General features: G+C 64.5%; 13 protein-coding genes. 11 read left to right on the plus strand and 2 right to left on the minus strand.

Annotated elements, in window-relative coordinates:
- Positions 1 to 67: 67 nt before the first annotated feature.
- The 8 genes from ACW5CM_RS14260 to ACW5CM_RS14295 all read left to right on the plus strand — a co-directional run bounded on the left by ACW5CM_RS14260 (position 68) and on the right by ACW5CM_RS14295 (position 11,224).
- Positions 68 to 619 (plus strand): OsmC family protein, encoded by a 552-nt coding sequence (locus ACW5CM_RS14260; protein ID WP_457125397.1) that lies wholly within the window; start codon positions 68 to 70, stop codon positions 617 to 619.
- 275 nt (positions 620 to 894) lie between these two features.
- On the plus strand, positions 895 to 2,013 hold the full coding sequence (locus tag ACW5CM_RS14265; protein WP_438253687.1) for a GuaB3 family IMP dehydrogenase-related protein: 1,119 nt from the start codon (positions 895 to 897) through the stop codon (positions 2,011 to 2,013).
- A gap of 15 nt (positions 2,014 to 2,028) precedes the next feature.
- Positions 2,029 to 2,823 (plus strand): SURF1 family protein, encoded by a 795-nt coding sequence (locus ACW5CM_RS14270; protein WP_438253142.1) that lies wholly within the window; start codon positions 2,029 to 2,031, stop codon positions 2,821 to 2,823.
- A 190-nt stretch (positions 2,824 to 3,013) separates the two neighbouring features.
- Complete coding sequence (locus ACW5CM_RS14275; RefSeq protein WP_457125398.1) at positions 3,014 to 7,135, plus strand: ExeM/NucH family extracellular endonuclease; 4,122 nt, start codon at positions 3,014 to 3,016, stop codon at positions 7,133 to 7,135.
- An 80-nt stretch (positions 7,136 to 7,215) separates the two neighbouring features.
- On the plus strand, positions 7,216 to 7,740 hold the full coding sequence (locus ACW5CM_RS14280) for a DUF3817 domain-containing protein (RefSeq protein ID WP_438253145.1): 525 nt from the start codon (positions 7,216 to 7,218) through the stop codon (positions 7,738 to 7,740).
- Positions 7,737 to 9,314 carry a glutamine-hydrolyzing GMP synthase gene (gene guaA / locus ACW5CM_RS14285; protein ID WP_457125399.1) on the plus strand — a complete coding sequence of 526 codons (1,578 nt, stop codon included), beginning with the start codon at positions 7,737 to 7,739 and terminating at the stop codon, positions 9,312 to 9,314. The genes ACW5CM_RS14280 and guaA overlap by 4 nt, the downstream gene beginning before the upstream one ends.
- Before the next feature lie 204 nt (positions 9,315 to 9,518).
- Complete coding sequence (locus tag ACW5CM_RS14290; protein ID WP_438253147.1) at positions 9,519 to 9,947, plus strand: YciI family protein; 429 nt, start codon at positions 9,519 to 9,521, stop codon at positions 9,945 to 9,947.
- The gene (locus ACW5CM_RS14295) at positions 9,944 to 11,224 is read left to right on the plus strand and encodes an RNA polymerase sigma factor (protein WP_457125400.1); all 1,281 of its coding nucleotides are present in this window, start codon (positions 9,944 to 9,946) and stop codon (positions 11,222 to 11,224) included. Before ACW5CM_RS14290 ends, ACW5CM_RS14295 begins: the two co-directional genes overlap by 4 nt.
- 6 nt (positions 11,225 to 11,230) lie before the next feature.
- Here the strand turns inward: ACW5CM_RS14295 and ACW5CM_RS14300 are convergent, their stop codons facing one another.
- Both ACW5CM_RS14300 and ACW5CM_RS14305 read right to left on the minus strand, forming a co-directional pair.
- Positions 11,231 to 11,503 carry a GlsB/YeaQ/YmgE family stress response membrane protein gene (locus ACW5CM_RS14300; protein ID WP_438253149.1) on the minus strand — a complete coding sequence of 91 codons (273 nt, stop codon included), beginning with the start codon at positions 11,501 to 11,503 and terminating at the stop codon, positions 11,231 to 11,233.
- Between the two features lie 138 nt (positions 11,504 to 11,641).
- On the minus strand, positions 11,642 to 12,538 hold the full coding sequence (locus ACW5CM_RS14305; RefSeq protein WP_457125401.1) for a Bax inhibitor-1/YccA family protein: 897 nt from the start codon (positions 12,536 to 12,538) through the stop codon (positions 11,642 to 11,644).
- Between the two features lie 90 nt (positions 12,539 to 12,628).
- On the opposite strand from ACW5CM_RS14305, the gene ACW5CM_RS14310 reads away from it, so the two are divergent.
- The 3 genes from ACW5CM_RS14310 to ACW5CM_RS14320 are packed head-to-tail and all read left to right on the plus strand — an operon-like array spanning position 12,629 to position 15,613.
- On the plus strand, positions 12,629 to 13,615 hold the full coding sequence (locus ACW5CM_RS14310; protein WP_438253151.1) for a glycerophosphodiester phosphodiesterase family protein: 987 nt from the start codon (positions 12,629 to 12,631) through the stop codon (positions 13,613 to 13,615).
- A 46-nt stretch (positions 13,616 to 13,661) separates the two neighbouring features.
- Positions 13,662 to 14,594: an ABC transporter ATP-binding protein gene (locus tag ACW5CM_RS14315; protein WP_457125402.1), complete on the plus strand. Its 933-nt coding sequence runs from the start codon at positions 13,662 to 13,664 to the stop codon at positions 14,592 to 14,594.
- Complete coding sequence (locus ACW5CM_RS14320; protein ID WP_457125403.1) at positions 14,591 to 15,613, plus strand: ABC transporter permease; 1,023 nt, start codon at positions 14,591 to 14,593, stop codon at positions 15,611 to 15,613. Before ACW5CM_RS14315 ends, ACW5CM_RS14320 begins: the two co-directional genes overlap by 4 nt.
- The last annotated feature ends 68 nt before the right edge of the window (positions 15,614 to 15,681 follow it).

The raw sequence follows: 15,681 nt of genomic DNA on the forward strand, positions 1-15,681 counted from the left end.
TCCTGTGATGTGACGGCGGATGACGGCCTCCTTCGCCGCAGGCCAGCGTCGCCGTTATCGTCGCGCTATGACTCTTCTTCAAGACCAGATCGCATCCGTCACCGACGTCACCGCAGCCGAGCGCACACAGCGCCTCACCTACGCGGGAACGGCGTGGAACGAACGCATTGCTCGCGACACGGGGAACGCCCAACTCACCTACAAGGTCGTCGGCCGAGGAATCGGCTCGGTCGCGACTGAGATCCGCGCGGGCAAGCACCGTTTCCTCGTCGATGAACCCAGCGCTCTCGCCGGTGACGATGCGGCGGCCAGCCCCGTCGAATATGCGCTCGGCGCGCTTGTGTCGTGCCAGGTTGTCGTGTTCCGCCTCTACGCACAGGCGCTCGGGCTCACGATCGACGAGATCGAGATCACGGCCGAAGGCGACCTCGATGTGCGCAAGCTCTTCGGGATCGATGAGTCCGGTCGGGCAGGATTCCGAGACGTGCGGGTGAAGGTCGACATCACCGGACCCGACACGGCTGAGCAGTACGAGAACCTGCGCCAGGTCGTCGACGCGCACTGCCCCGTTTTCGACGTCTTCACGAATCCCGTGCCGACCTCCGGTGCGCTGGCCTGAGCCACGCGCGCTCGGGCGCCGCACCTGCGATCGGGTGCATCCGGGTCGACAGGTGATGGCGCCTCCGCAGAGCTGATCGCCTGATCTGCTCGGCATATACCTGGCTCCGGCATCCCGTCTGCCCCTGCTTGAGGGGTCGCTCGTGGTCGCACCACATGCAGCGACGCGACCACGAGCGACACCTCTCGGACTTCGGCGTCACTCAAGGTGGCGCCTATTGCCACTTCACGCACGTGGGAAGCATATTGCGGGGCGGGTAGGCTGGACGGGTGAGCATGGACATCGAACTCGGCCGAGGCAAGCGCGCGCGTCGCGCGTACACTTTCGACGACATCGCGGTGGTGCCGTCACGGCGGACACGTAACCCCGAAGACGTCTCGACTTCGTGGTCGATCGACGCGTATCACTTCGATACCCCGATCATCGGTGCTCCGATGGACTCCGTGGTCAGCCCGCAGACCGCGATCATGCTGGGCAAGCTCGGCGGCATCGGTGTGCTCGACCTGGAGGGTCTCTGGACCCGCTACGAGAAGCCCGAGCCGCTCCTCGCCGAGATCGCCTCGTTGCCCGCTGCCCAGGCGACGGTGCGGATGCAGGAGCTGTACTCCGAGCCGATCAAGCCCGAGCTGATCAAGTCACGTCTGGCGGAAATCCGCGAGGGTGGTGTTACGGTCGCGGGTTCTCTCACGCCGCAGCGCACGCAGGAGCTTTACGAGACCGTCGCAGCGGCCGGTGTCGACCTGTTCGTCATCCGCGGTACGACCGTTTCCGCTGAGCATGTCTCCAGCGTGGCCGAGCCGCTGAACCTGAAGAAGTTCATCTACGACCTTGACGTTCCGGTGATCGTCGGCGGCGCTGCCACCTACACGGCAGCTCTGCACCTCATGCGCACCGGCGCCGCAGGCGTCCTCGTCGGATTCGGCGGGGGAGCAGCATCCACGACGCGAGCGGTGCTCGGCATCCACGCCCCGATGGCCACCGCCGTCTCTGATGTCGCCGCCGCCCGCCGTGACTACCTCGACGAATCCGGCGGACGCTACGTGCACGTGATCGCCGACGGTGGCGTGGGCACGTCTGGCGATATCGTCAAGGCGCTCGCCATGGGCGCGGATGCCGTCATGCTCGGCGTCGCGCTTGCTCGTGCCACGGATGCTCCGGGCCGGGGCTTCCACTGGGGCCCGGAGGCTCATCACCCGCACCTTCCGCGCGGCCGTCGCGTCGAGACCCGGGGCATCGGCACGCTGGAAGAGATCCTGTACGGACCGGCGCCGGTCGCCGACGGCACAGCCAACCTCATGGGCGCACTTCGCAAGTCGATGGCCACTACGGGATACTCCGATCTCAAGGAGTTCCAGCGCGTCGAAGTTGTGCTTGCTCCATACGAACAGGCCTGACGAGTACTGCACGCTGTGACGACACCCCAGGAATTCCCACCGACCCTTCGCGAGGTCATGCTCCGTGCACGCTGGATCGGAGTGCTGATCGCGTGCCTGGTCGTCGCAGGGGTGTTTGCGTTCCTCGGGCAGTGGCAGCTCGAACGTGCGATCGATACTGATCCCGCCCCGGTGGGGATCACCGAGGATGTCCGAGAGCTCCGGGATGTGGTTTCTCCGGGGGAGTATCTGCCCGAGCCCTATGTCGGACAGCGAGTGGAAACCACCGGCACCTGGATCGCCGACGACTTTCTCGTCGTATCAGCGCGCTTCAACGACGACGTCGAAGGGTATTGGGTGACCGGCCAGTTGCGTGTCGCCGAGCGCACTTCGATCGCCGTGGCGCTGGGGTGGGCCCCGGATCAAGAATCAGCGGATGCCGCGGCATCCGTTCTTGAGCAGACGATTGCCGGCACCGAATCGACGGTCCTGGGCCGCATCATCTCGGATGAGGGCACGGCATTGCCGACCAAGGACGACCCGCACTCGATGAACAGGATGTCTCCGGCCATGCTGCTGGGGCAGTGGCACGACATCGAGGAACTGTCGGTCTACCGGACCTATCTTGCTGCTGTGGATGCTCCTGAGGCACTGATCGATATCGTCTCCCCGGCACCGGAAGAACTCGCCACAGTCAACTGGCTGAACGTCTTCTACGCGCTGGAATGGGCTGTTTTCGCGGGCTTCGCTTTCTACATCTGGTATCGCTTGGCGAAGGACCGCTGGGAGCTCGAAGTCGAGGAGTTCGAGGAACGCGCGACCGCCGCTTGACGAGCACGTTTTACGGTGACGCGGTGGTGGCCATTCGGCGAACACCATTGAGGATGTCGGCGGGGAGCCATATGCTCACAGCTAGGCGCCTGAATCACACATAGATGTGTGTACTGGGGGACGCCTCTTCGTGTGCCTCACGACGGCGCGCGAAGTTCTTGAGTCGACGTCGAGGAGAACTACCGCAATGATGTCTGTTCCTGACTGTGCAGTGCCGAGCACAGGATCATCCTTTTTTCACAGTCGGGGACGCCGCGCGGCTCTCGCTGCTATCGCGACTGCGGCTCTCGCCTTCGGTGGGCTTGCTGTAGCTCCCGCTTCTGCCGCAACGCAGTCGATCGCCGCTGTGCAGGGCACCGGCGAATCTTCGCCGTTTGTCGGCCAGACAGTCACGGTCGAGGGCATCGTTACCGGCGACTATCGTGTCGGCGGCTACGCGGGCATCTCGATTCAGACCGCGGGCAGCGGTGGCGAGACGGATGCTACGCCCGGGGCATCCGATGGCATCTTCGTCTACCTGAACAGCCTCGCACCCACGCTCGAAATCGGCGACCTCGTCACGGTGACCGGCGTCGTCTCGGAGAACTACGGTCAGACACAGATCGCACCCGCCGCTGAGCAAGACGTCGCCGTCGTCACTGCGGCGGTCGGCGTGCCTGCGGTGACACCGCTCCCGGACTCGGTGATCGGCACGGATCGTGAAGCCTACGAGAACATGTTCGTGTCCCCTTCGGGCACGTACCGCTTGGCATCCAGTCACCAGCTCTACAACTTCGGAACGCTGTGGCTCAACCCCGGAGAGCTGAACGTCAAGAGCACCGAGACCACGCGACCGGGCTCGGATGCCAATACGATCGCCGCGCAGAACCGCGCCGAGCGCATTCTGCTCGATGATGGCTGGAACTCGCAGGTCGTGAGCAATGCGCACCCGGGCGAGCAACCGTACTTCACCACCGGCACGACAGTGCGTAACGGTGACGTCGTCTCCTTCGCTGAGAACGGCTATGTGCTGCAGTACGGGTTCGACGACTGGCGGCTGCAGCCCGTCATCGCCATCGATGACTCGAGCGATGCAGCGTACAAGGCCACGTTCACGACCGAGAACCCGCGCAGCGACACCGCACCCGACGTCGGCGGTGACGCGCAGATCGCCGCGTTCAACGTTTTCAACTACTTCACGACACTGCGCAGCGAAAACCCGGAAGCACGCGGTGCGGCGAACGCGGAGAAGTTCGCGATTCAGAAGTCCAAGATCGTCACCGCGATCAGCGGCCTCGGCGCAGATGTCGTCGCGCTGATGGAGATCGAGAACTCCATCCACTTCGGCAAGCCGGTCGACACCGCTGTCGCTGATCTAGTTGCCGGGCTCAACGCCGCAGCAGGCTCCGAGGTCTGGGGCTATGTACCGACCCCGGTCGCCCTGCAGGACACCGCGACGACGGATGTCATCACCAACGCGATCATCTACCGGACGGATGCCGTCACCCCCGTCGGTGACAGCGCCACGGTCATCGACGAAGAGGTGTGGGACAACGCTCGCGAACCGATCGCGCAGACCTTCGACATCGACGGAAAGCTCGTCTCGGTGGTCGCAAACCACTTCAAGTCGAAGTCGCCGCCGGAGGAAGGCGGGGACGAACCGGCCGACGGCCAGGGCTTCTTCAACGAAGACCGCACCGCTCAGGCACAATCGTTGCTCGGCTTCACGCAGACGTTGGCTGAGAGCAGCGGCAGCGACAATATCCTCCTGCTCGGCGACTTCAACGCCTACGCCCAGGAAGACCCGATCGATGTCTTCGCCCAGGCCGGCTGGACCGATCTGGTACCGGCGCAGGCCGCCGGTCAGTACACCTACACCTTCGACGGCGAGCTCGGTTCGCTCGATCACGCCATCGCGTCGCCCGCGCTGGCGGCATCGGTGACCGGCACCGGCGTATGGACGATCAACTCGCCCGAGTGGAGCGACCGCGGCTATTCCTTCGGCGCCGCTGAATCCGGCACGCCGTTCCGCTCCAGCGATCACGATCCGGTGGTTGTCGGCGTCTCCAGCGCCGTGCCGCCGGTGAGTATCGACGTCGTCACGATCAACGACTTCCACGGTCGCATCGAAGCGGACGGAGCAGCTGCAGGAGCCGCGGTTCTGGCGGGTGCTGTGCAGTCGGTGCGCGATGCGAACGCGAACACGGTGTTCGCGGCAGCCGGTGACCTGATCGGGGCATCCACTTTCACGTCCTTCATCGCTGACGACAATCCGACGATCGACGCTCTCAACGCCGCGGGGCTCGATGTCAGCGCCGCCGGAAATCATGAGTTCGATCAGGGCTGGGAAGACCTGCGTGACCGCGTGCAGGACCGGGCGGACTGGGAGTACATCTCCTCGAACGTGTTCCTGACCGAAACGGGTGAGACGGCGCTCGCTCCGGCCTGGGTCTCGGAACTCGATGGTGTGAAGGTCGGCTTCATCGGCGCGGTGACGGAAGAGCTCGAATCGCTCGTCGCTCAGGAGGGAATCGCAGATCTCGAAGTTCGCGACATCGCGGAGTCCGTGAACGCGGTCGCCGATGAACTCACTGACGGTGATGATGCAAATGGTGAGGCCGATGTGCTGATCCTGCTCGTCCACGAGGGCGCGACGTCGACCGACGTCGCCAGCATCACCCCGGAATCGGCTCTGGGCGAGATCGTCGCGGGCGTGAACGACAAGGTCAGTGCGATCGTCTCGGCGCACACCCACCTCGCGTACAACCATGTCATCGACGGTCGACCCGTTGTCTCGGCCGGTCAGTACGGCGAGAATTTCGGTCTGATGAACCTGCAGGTCGACGCCAAGTCGAAGGAACTCATCTCGATCACCAACGAGATCATGCCTCTCACCGATGAGGAGGGGGCCCCGTTGTATCCCGCTGTGCAGGACGTGCAGGACATCGTCGACGCGGCTGTCGCCGAGGCCGATGTGCTCGGGGCAGAGCCGGTGGGCGAGATCACGGCCGACTTCAACCGTGCGCGCCAGACGGATGCTTCAGAGAACCGCGGCGGCGAATCGACGATCGGAAACTTCGTCGCAGACGTGCACAAATGGGCGACGGACTCGGACCTCGCGCTGATGAACCCGGGCGGTATCCGCACCGATTTGACGTACGCCTCCTCGGGAACGGCTGACCCGGACGGCAACGTCACCTTCCGTGAGGCCGCCACCGTGCAGCCGTTCGCGAACACTCTGGTCACTCTCGACCTCACCGGCGCTCAGCTCAAGAGCGTGCTCGAGGAACAGTGGCAGCCGGAGGGCTCCAGCAGGCCGTTCCTCAAGCTCGGCGTCTCGGAAGGGGTGCAGTACACCTACGATCCGACGGCAGCAGCGGGGGAGCGGATCACCTCCGTCACCCTGAACGGTGAGGCGATCGATGCTGAGGCTAGCTATCGGGTTGCGGCGAACTCGTTCCTCGCATCCGGCGGCGACAACTTCACCACGCTGGCTGACGGTGCGAACCAGGCCGACACCGGCAAGAGCGACCTATCTTCGATGGTGGAGTGGTTCGATGCCAACGGCACGGCAACACCGGATCTTGCGCAGCGCGCGGTGGGCGTGGTGATGAGCGCCCCGGATGCCGATGGCTACAGTGCGGGAGATGAGGTCACACTTGATCTTTCCTCGCTGGCCTTCACCGGTGGTGACGCGGCTCCCGGCGACGTCACGGTTTCGCTCGGGGAGTCGGTGCTGGCAAGCGCTGCGGTCGACTCCACGCCGGTAGACACCACCGATGAAGCAGGTCGCGCCAGCGTGACCTTCACCGTTCCTGAAGATGTCTTCGGGGCCCAGGAGCTCACCGTGGCGACGGCTGAAGCCGGCACGAGTGTGCAGCTTCCGATCATGTTCGCTGACGCACCGGATGCCCCGGACGCACCAGGAACCATCAAGCTCGGCGCGACTTCGGTCGTAGCCGGCGGCACCCTGGTCGTCAGCGGTGAAGGGTTCGAAGCCGGCCTCGAGTTGGTGCTGGAACTGCGCTCTGCACCGGTGCAGGTCGGCACGGTGACGGTCGCGACAGACGGAACGTTCAGCACCACCATCACGGTGCCGAAGAACACGGCAGCAGGCAACCACACGCTCGCCGCCATTCAGCCCGATGGTGCTGAAGCGACGGCGACACTCGTGGTGACCGCGGCTCCTGGCGGCGGCGGACAGCTGCCAGGAACCGGTGCGGATTCCACTCCGTACATCGTGATCGGCGCGATTCTGCTGCTGCTCGGCGCCGGGTTCCTCGTGCTCCGACGCCGCCGCAACGTCGGGGAGATCGAGGACACCGAGAGCTGACCGAACGCGCGAAGACCGGTGGGAGTTATCCCGCCGGTCTTCGGCGTTCGTCCACCCCAGGCACGGCTAGACTGGACTTCATGCTTGAACCGAAAGTCGCCTCATTCCCGAAGATCCGCGGGGCGCTGACGTTCTACCAGATCGCGTCGATCATCACCGGCGTCATGCTGCTTCTGCTGCTGGCCGAGATGATCTTGAAGTACAGCCCGATCCACGTGGAACTCTTCGCCGGTGGCGATGGTGGCCTTCTCTGGTTTGCGCCGGTCATCGTCGGCGACGGATGCCAGTGGTACTCGCTGTTCGTCCCGGGCGGGATGGGCTGCGAGCTCGATTCGACGGGGCAGACAGCGGGCGGTGCAAACCTCTCGCTCTTCATTCTCGTGGCGCACGGCTGGTTCTACGTCGTGTACCTCTTCGCCTGCTTCCGCATGTGGAGCCTGATGCGTTGGCCGTTCCCGCGGTTCATCGTGCTCGCCCTGGGCGGCATCGTGCCCGTGCTCTCGTTCATCATGGAGGCGAAGGTCTCCCGTGAGGTCAAGGCCTACCTCGTATCCCGTGAAGCAGCGATCGCTGCTGAATCCCAGACCCAGGAGGCCGCGCGATGAGCGCAGACACCGCCCAGCGCCCCGTTCTCGTCGTCGACTTCGGCGCTCAGTACGCACAGCTCATTGCGCGACGCGTGCGCGAGGCTGGCGTTTACAGCGAGATCGTTCCGCACACGGTCACCGCCGCTGAGATCAGCGCGAAGAACCCCGTTGCTCTCATCCTCTCGGGCGGTCCCTCCTCGGTCTACGACGAGGGCGCGCCGTCGCTGGACAACACAATCTTCGAACTCGGCGTCCCGACACTCGGCATCTGCTACGGATTCCAGGTCATGGCGCGGGCTCTGGGGGGCGAAGTGGCCAACACCGGTCTTCGTGAGTACGGCGCCACCGACGCGGTCATCGCCAACGACGGTGGCGTGCTGATGGGCGGCCAGCCGAGCACCCAGAACGTGTGGATGAGCCACGGCGACCAGGTATCCCGTGCCCCCGAGGGCTTCGAGGTGCTCGCATCCACGGCAGATACTCCCGTCGCCGCATTCGGCAGCGCAGAGAAGTGCTTCTACGGCGTGCAGTGGCATCCCGAGGTCAAGCACTCCGATCACGGCCAGGCGATCATCGAGAACTTCCTCCACAAGGCGGCCGGGCTCGCCGCGGACTGGAACAGCGGCAACGTCATCGACGAGCAGGTTGCGCGTATCCGCGCGCAGGTCGGCAACGCCCGTGTCATCTCCGCGCTCTCCGGTGGCGTCGACTCGGCTGTCTCCACGGCTCTTGTACACAAGGCGATCGGCGACCAGCTCACCGCCGTGTTCGTCGATCACGGACTTCTTCGCAAGGGTGAGCGCGAGCAGGTTGAGAACGACTACGTCGCATCGACGGGTGTGCGCCTGATCACGGTGGATGCCGCAGACACATTCCTCGGTCACCTCCAGGGTGTCACCGACCCCGAGCAGAAGCGCAAGATCATTGGCCGCGAGTTCATTCGTGCGTTCGAGAAGGTGCAGTTGGACCTCGTCGCCGAGGCCAAGGCATCCGGCGAGCCGGTGAAGTTCCTCGTGCAGGGCACGCTGTACCCCGACGTCGTCGAGTCTGGCGGCGGCGCGGGAACCGCGAACATCAAATCGCACCACAACGTCGGCGGTCTTCCCGAAGATCTCGACTTCGAACTCATCGAGCCGCTGCGCACCCTCTTCAAGGACGAGGTGCGCCAGATCGGCCGCGACCTCGGTCTTCCCGAGGCGATCGTCGGACGCCAGCCGTTCCCGGGCCCTGGCCTCGGCATCCGCATCGTTGGTGAGGTCACAGCCGATCGCCTGGAGATTCTGCGTGAAGCCGATGCCATTGCTCGCGAAGAGCTGACCAAGGCTGGCCTCGACAACGAGATCTGGCAGTGCCCGGTCGTACTGCTCGCAGACGTCCGCTCGGTCGGCGTGCAGGGCGACGGCCGCACCTACGGTCACCCGATCGTGCTGCGTCCCGTCTCCAGCGAGGATGCGATGACGGCTGACTGGACGCGTCTGCCCTACGACGTGCTCGCCAAGATCTCGAACCGCATCACCAACGGTGTGCGCGACGTCAATCGTGTAGTGCTCGATGTGACCTCGAAGCCCCCGGGAACCATTGAGTGGGAGTAGGCGCGAGCCGCTTCCGCTTTAGCAGGCACTGTTCTCGCAGAACAACACGAATTTCGCAGGTTCCTCGGCAGCTTCTGCGAGATTAGTGCTGTTCTGCGATATCTCAGCGCGAAGAACTTTCTGCTCTGTGTCGATCTGAGCTCTTCCCGTTCGACGTCTTCAGTGAGAGGGTCTAAAACGACCCGCGACTGAAGGAGAACAATCATGAAGTTCATGCTGATCATGCGAGCGACCGACGCGGCTGTAGAGGCATACAAGGACGTGCCATTCGAGCAGGTCATCGAAGCCATGGGCAAGTACAACGAGTCGATGATGAAAGCCGGAGTGCTTCTCGCCGGCGAAGGCCTGACGGACGCCGCTGAGGGCTTCGTCGTCGACTTCTCGGCGGAAACGCCACTGGTCACGGACGGCCCCTACGGCGAGACGAAGGAGCTGTTCAACGGCTTCTGGATCATCGAGGTCTCCACCCGGGAAGAAGCTGCGCAGTGGGCAGGGCGCGCCCCGCTCGGCCCCGGCTCTTTTCTCGAGGTGCGCCGGGTCACCGGAGTCGAAGACTTCCCTGCTGACAACGAGTGGATCGAGAAGGAAGAGATCATGCGCGGCGAACAGGCGAAGCGCGCGCAGGAGTCATGACCGATCGGTCTGGCCACGCGGTGGCACGCTCCGTCGAGCAGGCGGAGCGTGCCATCGCCGCTGTCTGGCGCATCGAATCAGCCAAGATCATCGCGACGCTCACGCGCATGGTCGGCGATTTCAGCCTTGCCGAAGACCTCGCCCAGGAAGCCCTCATCGATGCCTTGAAGCAGTGGCCCGCTGAGGGCGTGCCGCGTAATCCCGCAGCATGGCTGACCGCCGTCGCCAAACGCAAGGCGATCGACGGATGGCGCCGCCAAGAGCGCTATGACGATCGCATCGCCGGGATCGCCCATGACCTCGAACGCGAACAGGCTGATGCCGCGGATGCCGACCCCTGGGACCCCGACGTCATCGACGACGACGTGCTGCGGCTCGTCTTCATCTCGTGCCATCCTGTGCTCTCGCGTGAAGCCTGTGTCGCGCTGACCCTGCGGGTTGTCGCGGGGCTCAGCACCGAGCAGATCGCGCGCGCTTTCCTCGTGCCGGTTGCGACAGTGCAGCAGCGCATCGTGCGAGCGAAGAAGACGCTGACCGCAGCGAACGTGCCGTTCGAAGTGCCGCCTCGCGAGGAGTATGCCGAACGTCTGAGCGCGATCTTCGGCGTGCTCTACCTGATCTTCAATGAGGGGCACGCGGCGAGCAGCGGCGCAGACTGGATGCGCCCTGAACTCGGCGCCGAGGCCATCCGGCTCACCCGCGTACTCACTTCGCTCGTGCCGAAAGAGCGCGATGCCCACAGTCTGCTCGCTCTGATGGAACTCACCGCCGTGCGTTTTCCTGCCAGGGCGGATGCGAAGGGCGAGCCGGTGCTTCTGGCCGACCAGGACAGATCCCGCTGGGACCGTAGTCGCATCACCCGTGGACGGGCGGCGCTGGCCAGAGCCGACGCACTCGGTGGCGGACGTACCGCCTATGCACTGCAGGCCGCAATCGCCGAGTGCCATGCCATCGCAGCAGCCATCGATGACACCGACTGGGAACAGATCGTCGTGCTGTACGAGGCATTGGGCCACATCGCGCCCTCGCCGGTGATCGAACTCAATCGGGCAGCTGCGGTTGCGATGGCGACCGGGCCGGCATCCGCTCTGCGCATTATCGACCGGCTGGTCGCATCCGATTCCCTGCCGGGCTACCACCTGCTGCCGGCAACCCGCGGTGAGATGCTGGTGCGTCTGGGGCGCAAAGAAGAGGCGCGCTCCGAGTTCGCCACCGCCGCAAAACTTGCGGGGAACGACAGGGAGCGCGCCCTTCTGGAAGTGAAAGCCTCCGAGTAGTCGGTGTTAGTCGCGGACCTTGTTACCTCGTCCGACGATCAGACCGTAGATCAGGAGCACGATGATCGCGCCACCGATGGCGAGGGCCCAGGTGCCGAGGTCGAAGAACTCCTCCAGGCCACGGCCGAAGAGCATGCCTCCGATCCATCCGCCCAAGAGCGCTCCGACGACGCCAAGGATCAGCGTTACGATCCATCCGCCGCCCTGCTTGCCGGGCAGGATCAGCTTTGCGATTGCACCGGCGATGAGGCCGAGAATAAGAAATCCAAGAAATCCCATGATGTGCTCCTTACGTCGTTGGTGACGGTGAGGCAATCATGCTCCGCCCAAGAAAGCGACGCAACCCATTGACAGGCGCGCCCTCAATGCGAAAGGGTGCCCGCCTCGGACGAGACGGACACCCTTAAAGCACAGAGACTAGTTGCTGCGAGCGATCGCGATCATGCGCAGGATCTCGACGTACAGCCAGACGACGGTGACCATGATGCCGAAGCCGCCCATCCAGCCGAACTGGCGGGGAGCGCCGTTGCGCACACCCTGCTGGATCTGATCGAAGTCGAGGACCAGCGCGTAAGCAGCCATGAAGACCACGAGCACACCGAGGATGAGTCCGAGCGGGATGCCCATGATCTCCTCGCTGCGAAGTCCAAAGGCGTTGTCGTTGACGCCGGTCCACATCAGCACGAGGTTCAACAGCGAGAAGACCAGGTAGCCGATCATCGCGATCATGAAGATCTTGGTCATCTTCTTGGACGCGCGGATCTTGCCGCTGGCGAAGAGCGCGAGGGTGACACCGACCACCGCGACCGTGGCAAGCGTCGCCTGCAGAACGATGCCCGGGAAGAGCACCTCGAAGAACGCCGAGATGCCACCGATGAACAGACCCTCAAGAGCCGCATAGGCGAAGATCAGCGCCGGGCGCACCTTCTTGCGCGACGTGAAGGTGATCACCATGGCGAGGACGAATCCGCCGAGCGCACCGATCAGCCAGGGCACCATCGAGATGGAGGCCGCCGAGGCGAGTTGTGTGCCACCGAGCGTCCAGATCCAGCCGATAACGGCGGTGACCAGCAGAATCCCGAAGAGACCTGCGGTCTTCCAGACGGTGTCCTCGACAGTCATCCGGTCGGTTTCGATGGCGCCGGCGGGGGGAGCGGCGTACATTCCCTCCAGCTGCGCGTTCGCGGCAGCATCCATGCCGGCGTGCTGGAACGAAGCAGTCTGAGCCCCGGCCTGTGGGCTACCCGGATAGGTCGCCACATTACGGGGGTCTTGCTTCTGGAAAGCGGGATTGTTGAACGCGAAATTGCTCATCGGTGGGCCTCACTCCAAGTGGGGTATATAGGTCGCTTTCCTCAACGATAGCGGGCGTTTTCTTTGCAGGGGGTGTTCTACGCTGAGAGCATGCCCAGGAAGTTTCCCCTCGTCATCGGTCATCGGGGCGCGCCTGGTTACCGACCCGAGCACAGCCGGTCCTCGTACGAGCTCGCCTTGGCAATGGGTGTGGATGCTGTTGAGCCGGACATCGTGGCCACCAAAGACGGTGTCCTGGTCGTTCGGCACGAGAACGAGATCTCGGGCACGACTGATGTCGCCGAGCATCCGCGGTTCGCTGATCGCAAAACAACCAAACGCATCGACGGCGAAGCGCTGACCGGGTGGTTCACCGAGGATTTCACCTGGAGTGAGTTGGCGACGCTGCGGGTGACCGAGCGGTTACCGAAGATCCGCACCTCGAGCGCGTCGTTCAACGGCGCGCAGGGCATCCTGCGCCTGATCGACGTTCTCGATCTGGTGCGCGCCGCATCTGCTGAGCACGGACGCGAGATCGGCGTCGTGCTCGAGGTCAAACACGCAACGTACTTCGCGAGCATCGGACTGGATCTCGTGCCGTTGATCGTGCGCGACCTGCGGGCGGCCGGGTGGGCCGATGGCGAACTTCCGCTGGTGATCGAGGCGTTCGAATCCACCGTGCTTCGGCACCTGCAGAAGCACGACATCTCGGCGTCGTACATCTATCTGATCGAGGCATCCGGTCGCCCCTACGATCAGCTTGTCGCGCACGGACGGGCGGCACCCACGTACAAAGCGACGGTCACACCGGAGGGACTGAATGGCCTGATCGGTCAGGTCGATGGCATCAGCGTCAATAAGCGGATGCTGCTGGCCAAGCAGAACACAATCGTCGCAGATGCCCACGCCCGTGGCCTGAAGGTCTTCACCTGGACGGCCCGCCCCGAGAATGCCTTCCTTTCGGCGGAGTTCCGTGGCGATGGAGGTAAGCCCGCATTCGGCGACTATGAGGGGGAGTGGGCGGCGATCGCACGCACCGGCGTGGACGGTGTCTTCGTCGACCACCCAGACCTCGGAGTAGCTTTCTTCCGCGGCTGAGCGCCTGCCGCATAGCGCGGCGTCCTGATGGTGCCAGACTGACGGCATGAGCGGAATCGTCGCTGACGGTGTCAGCAGAGCCTTCGGCCACGTACAGGCTGTCCGAGACGCGAGTTTCCATGCCGCGCCGGGACGGGTGACGGGCCTGATCGGGCCGAACGGAGCAGGAAAAACCACGCTGCTGCTGATGCTGGCGTCCCTGCTCGCGCCAGATACCGGCATGATCCGCATCGGTGAAATCGATCCGCTTGCCGACCCCCTGGGCGCGCGCCGACTTCTCGGCTGGATGCCGGACGCCCTCGGTGCCTGGCCGTCACTCACCGCACGGGAGACGATCGTCACCACTGCGCGGCTCTATGACATGGAACGCTCCGCCGCACACGTGCGCGCAGCCGAACTGCTGGAGCTGGTTGGTCTCGTAGACCTGGCGGATGCCCCGGCGAAAGTGCTCTCGCGGGGGCAGAAGCAGAAGCTCGGGCTGGCCCGCGCGCTCGTGCACGACCCCCAAGTGCTGCTGCTGGACGAGCCGGCATCCGGTCTCGATCCGGAAGCTCGCGTGCAGCTGCGCGGGTTGCTGCGGCGACTCGCGAGTGAGGGGCGCACGGTGCTGATCTCGAGCCACATCCTCTCCGAACTTGAGGAGGTCATCGATGATGCGGTGTTCCTCGTGGCCGGATCCGTCGTGGACGCCGCGCCCTCGCAGTCGGCGGTCCGCGCCTGGCGCATTCGTCTTGCCGGATCCGGAGAACAGCAGCTGCGTGGCGACGCGGAGCGGGTCGCCACGGCGCTGTCCATGGCACCGGAATCGCTCGGCATCGATCGAACCGCCCTACTCGTCGGATTCTCATCCGAGCTGGCGGCTGCCGACGGCCTGCGCAGGATCGTGGAAGCAGGTCTTGCGGTGAGTGAGTTCGTGCCGGCGCAGAGCGCGCTGGAGCATAGGTTCCTCAACCTGCCACGGACGGAGACCGGATCATGACCCTGGCACACATCGGCACTGTTGCGCGTCTTGAGCTCACACAGCGCCTGCGCAGCGTCGGTTGGTACATCCTGCTCGGGATCTTCGCCTTGATCCTGCTCGCCGTCACCGGGCTTGCGTTCGCGGTGTATTCCTATACCGGGGTGACGGGTGCGGGGGTCTATTCGATCGTCGTCAATATGGTGCTGCTGCTCGTCGTCCTGGTATCCCCGACGCTCAGCGGAAACGCCATCAACGGCGACCGTGAGGCGGCGACGCTTGCCGCAGTGCAGGTGACCGCGGCATCCACTGGCGACATCATGCTCGGCAAGCTTCTGGCGGCAATCGCTACCGGCGGGGTCTTCCTTCTCGTCGCGCTGCCGTTCCTGGCAGTCTCGCTGTTCGGAGGCGGGGTCCGCCCGGCGACTTTTGCGGTGTCACTGCTCGTGCTTGCCGCCGAGATCATCATCGTCGCAGCCGTCGGTGTGGGGCTCAGCGGGCTCATTGCACGCCCGCTGTTCTCCGTTGCCGCAACGTACCTCGTCGTGGCGGCACTGACGATCGGCACCCTCATTGCGTTCGGACTGGGCGGCACGGCGCTGCGCAGCGAGGTCACCGGCTACAGCCGCCCGTACGACAACGCCGGAAATGTGGACTGCGAGCGATGGGACAGCTACACCTACGAGACACCCCGATTCGATCGGGTCTGGTGGGCGCTCGCGGCTAATCCCTTCGTGGTGCTGGCCGATGCCACACCGACAGCGTTCGATGACAGCGGTTGGCCCGTCGACCTGTTCGGCCAGATCAAGTACGGTCTGCGCAGCGCACAGCAGTCGCCTGCGGAGTACCGCTGGGATGAGTGCGCGGCAATGGGCAACGATATGACGCCCACGGCAGAGGAAGTCATCGACAACAGTGTGCCGAGCTGGTTCGTCGGTCTCGGCATCCAGATTGTGATCGCCGGTGGGCTGTTCGCCGGTGCCTGGGCGCGCACGCGCACGCCGGCGCGGATGCTGCCGCCGGGCACACGCATCGCTTGAGCAGCGGACCGGTCTGAGTCGCGGGCACCGCCGGACAGCCGCTGTTCATGTGCAGTACACCGTTTCGA

The sequence above is a fragment of the Microbacterium wangyouchuni genome (assembly GCF_054072595.1).

Coding starts and splice junctions, on each gene's coding strand:
- ACW5CM_RS14320 (WP_457125403.1), top strand. CDS start 14,591: ATGACCCTGGCACACATCGGCACTGTTGCGCGTCTTGAGCTCACACAG.
- ACW5CM_RS14265 (WP_438253687.1), top strand. CDS start 895: ATGGACATCGAACTCGGCCGAGGCAAGCGCGCGCGTCGCGCGTACACT.
- ACW5CM_RS14275 (WP_457125398.1), top strand. CDS start 3,014: ATGTCTGTTCCTGACTGTGCAGTGCCGAGCACAGGATCATCCTTTTTT.
- ACW5CM_RS14295 (WP_457125400.1), top strand. CDS start 9,944: ATGACCGATCGGTCTGGCCACGCGGTGGCACGCTCCGTCGAGCAGGCG.
- ACW5CM_RS14315 (WP_457125402.1), top strand. CDS start 13,662: ATGAGCGGAATCGTCGCTGACGGTGTCAGCAGAGCCTTCGGCCACGTA.
- guaA (WP_457125399.1), top strand. CDS start 7,737: ATGAGCGCAGACACCGCCCAGCGCCCCGTTCTCGTCGTCGACTTCGGC.
- ACW5CM_RS14260 (WP_457125397.1), top strand. CDS start 68: ATGACTCTTCTTCAAGACCAGATCGCATCCGTCACCGACGTCACCGCA.
- ACW5CM_RS14300 (WP_438253149.1), bottom strand. CDS start 11,503: ATGGGATTTCTTGGATTTCTTATTCTCGGCCTCATCGCCGGTGCAATC.
- ACW5CM_RS14310 (WP_438253151.1), top strand. CDS start 12,629: ATGCCCAGGAAGTTTCCCCTCGTCATCGGTCATCGGGGCGCGCCTGGT.
- ACW5CM_RS14305 (WP_457125401.1), bottom strand. CDS start 12,538: ATGAGCAATTTCGCGTTCAACAATCCCGCTTTCCAGAAGCAAGACCCC.
- ACW5CM_RS14280 (WP_438253145.1), top strand. CDS start 7,216: ATGCTTGAACCGAAAGTCGCCTCATTCCCGAAGATCCGCGGGGCGCTG.
- ACW5CM_RS14290 (WP_438253147.1), top strand. CDS start 9,519: ATGAAGTTCATGCTGATCATGCGAGCGACCGACGCGGCTGTAGAGGCA.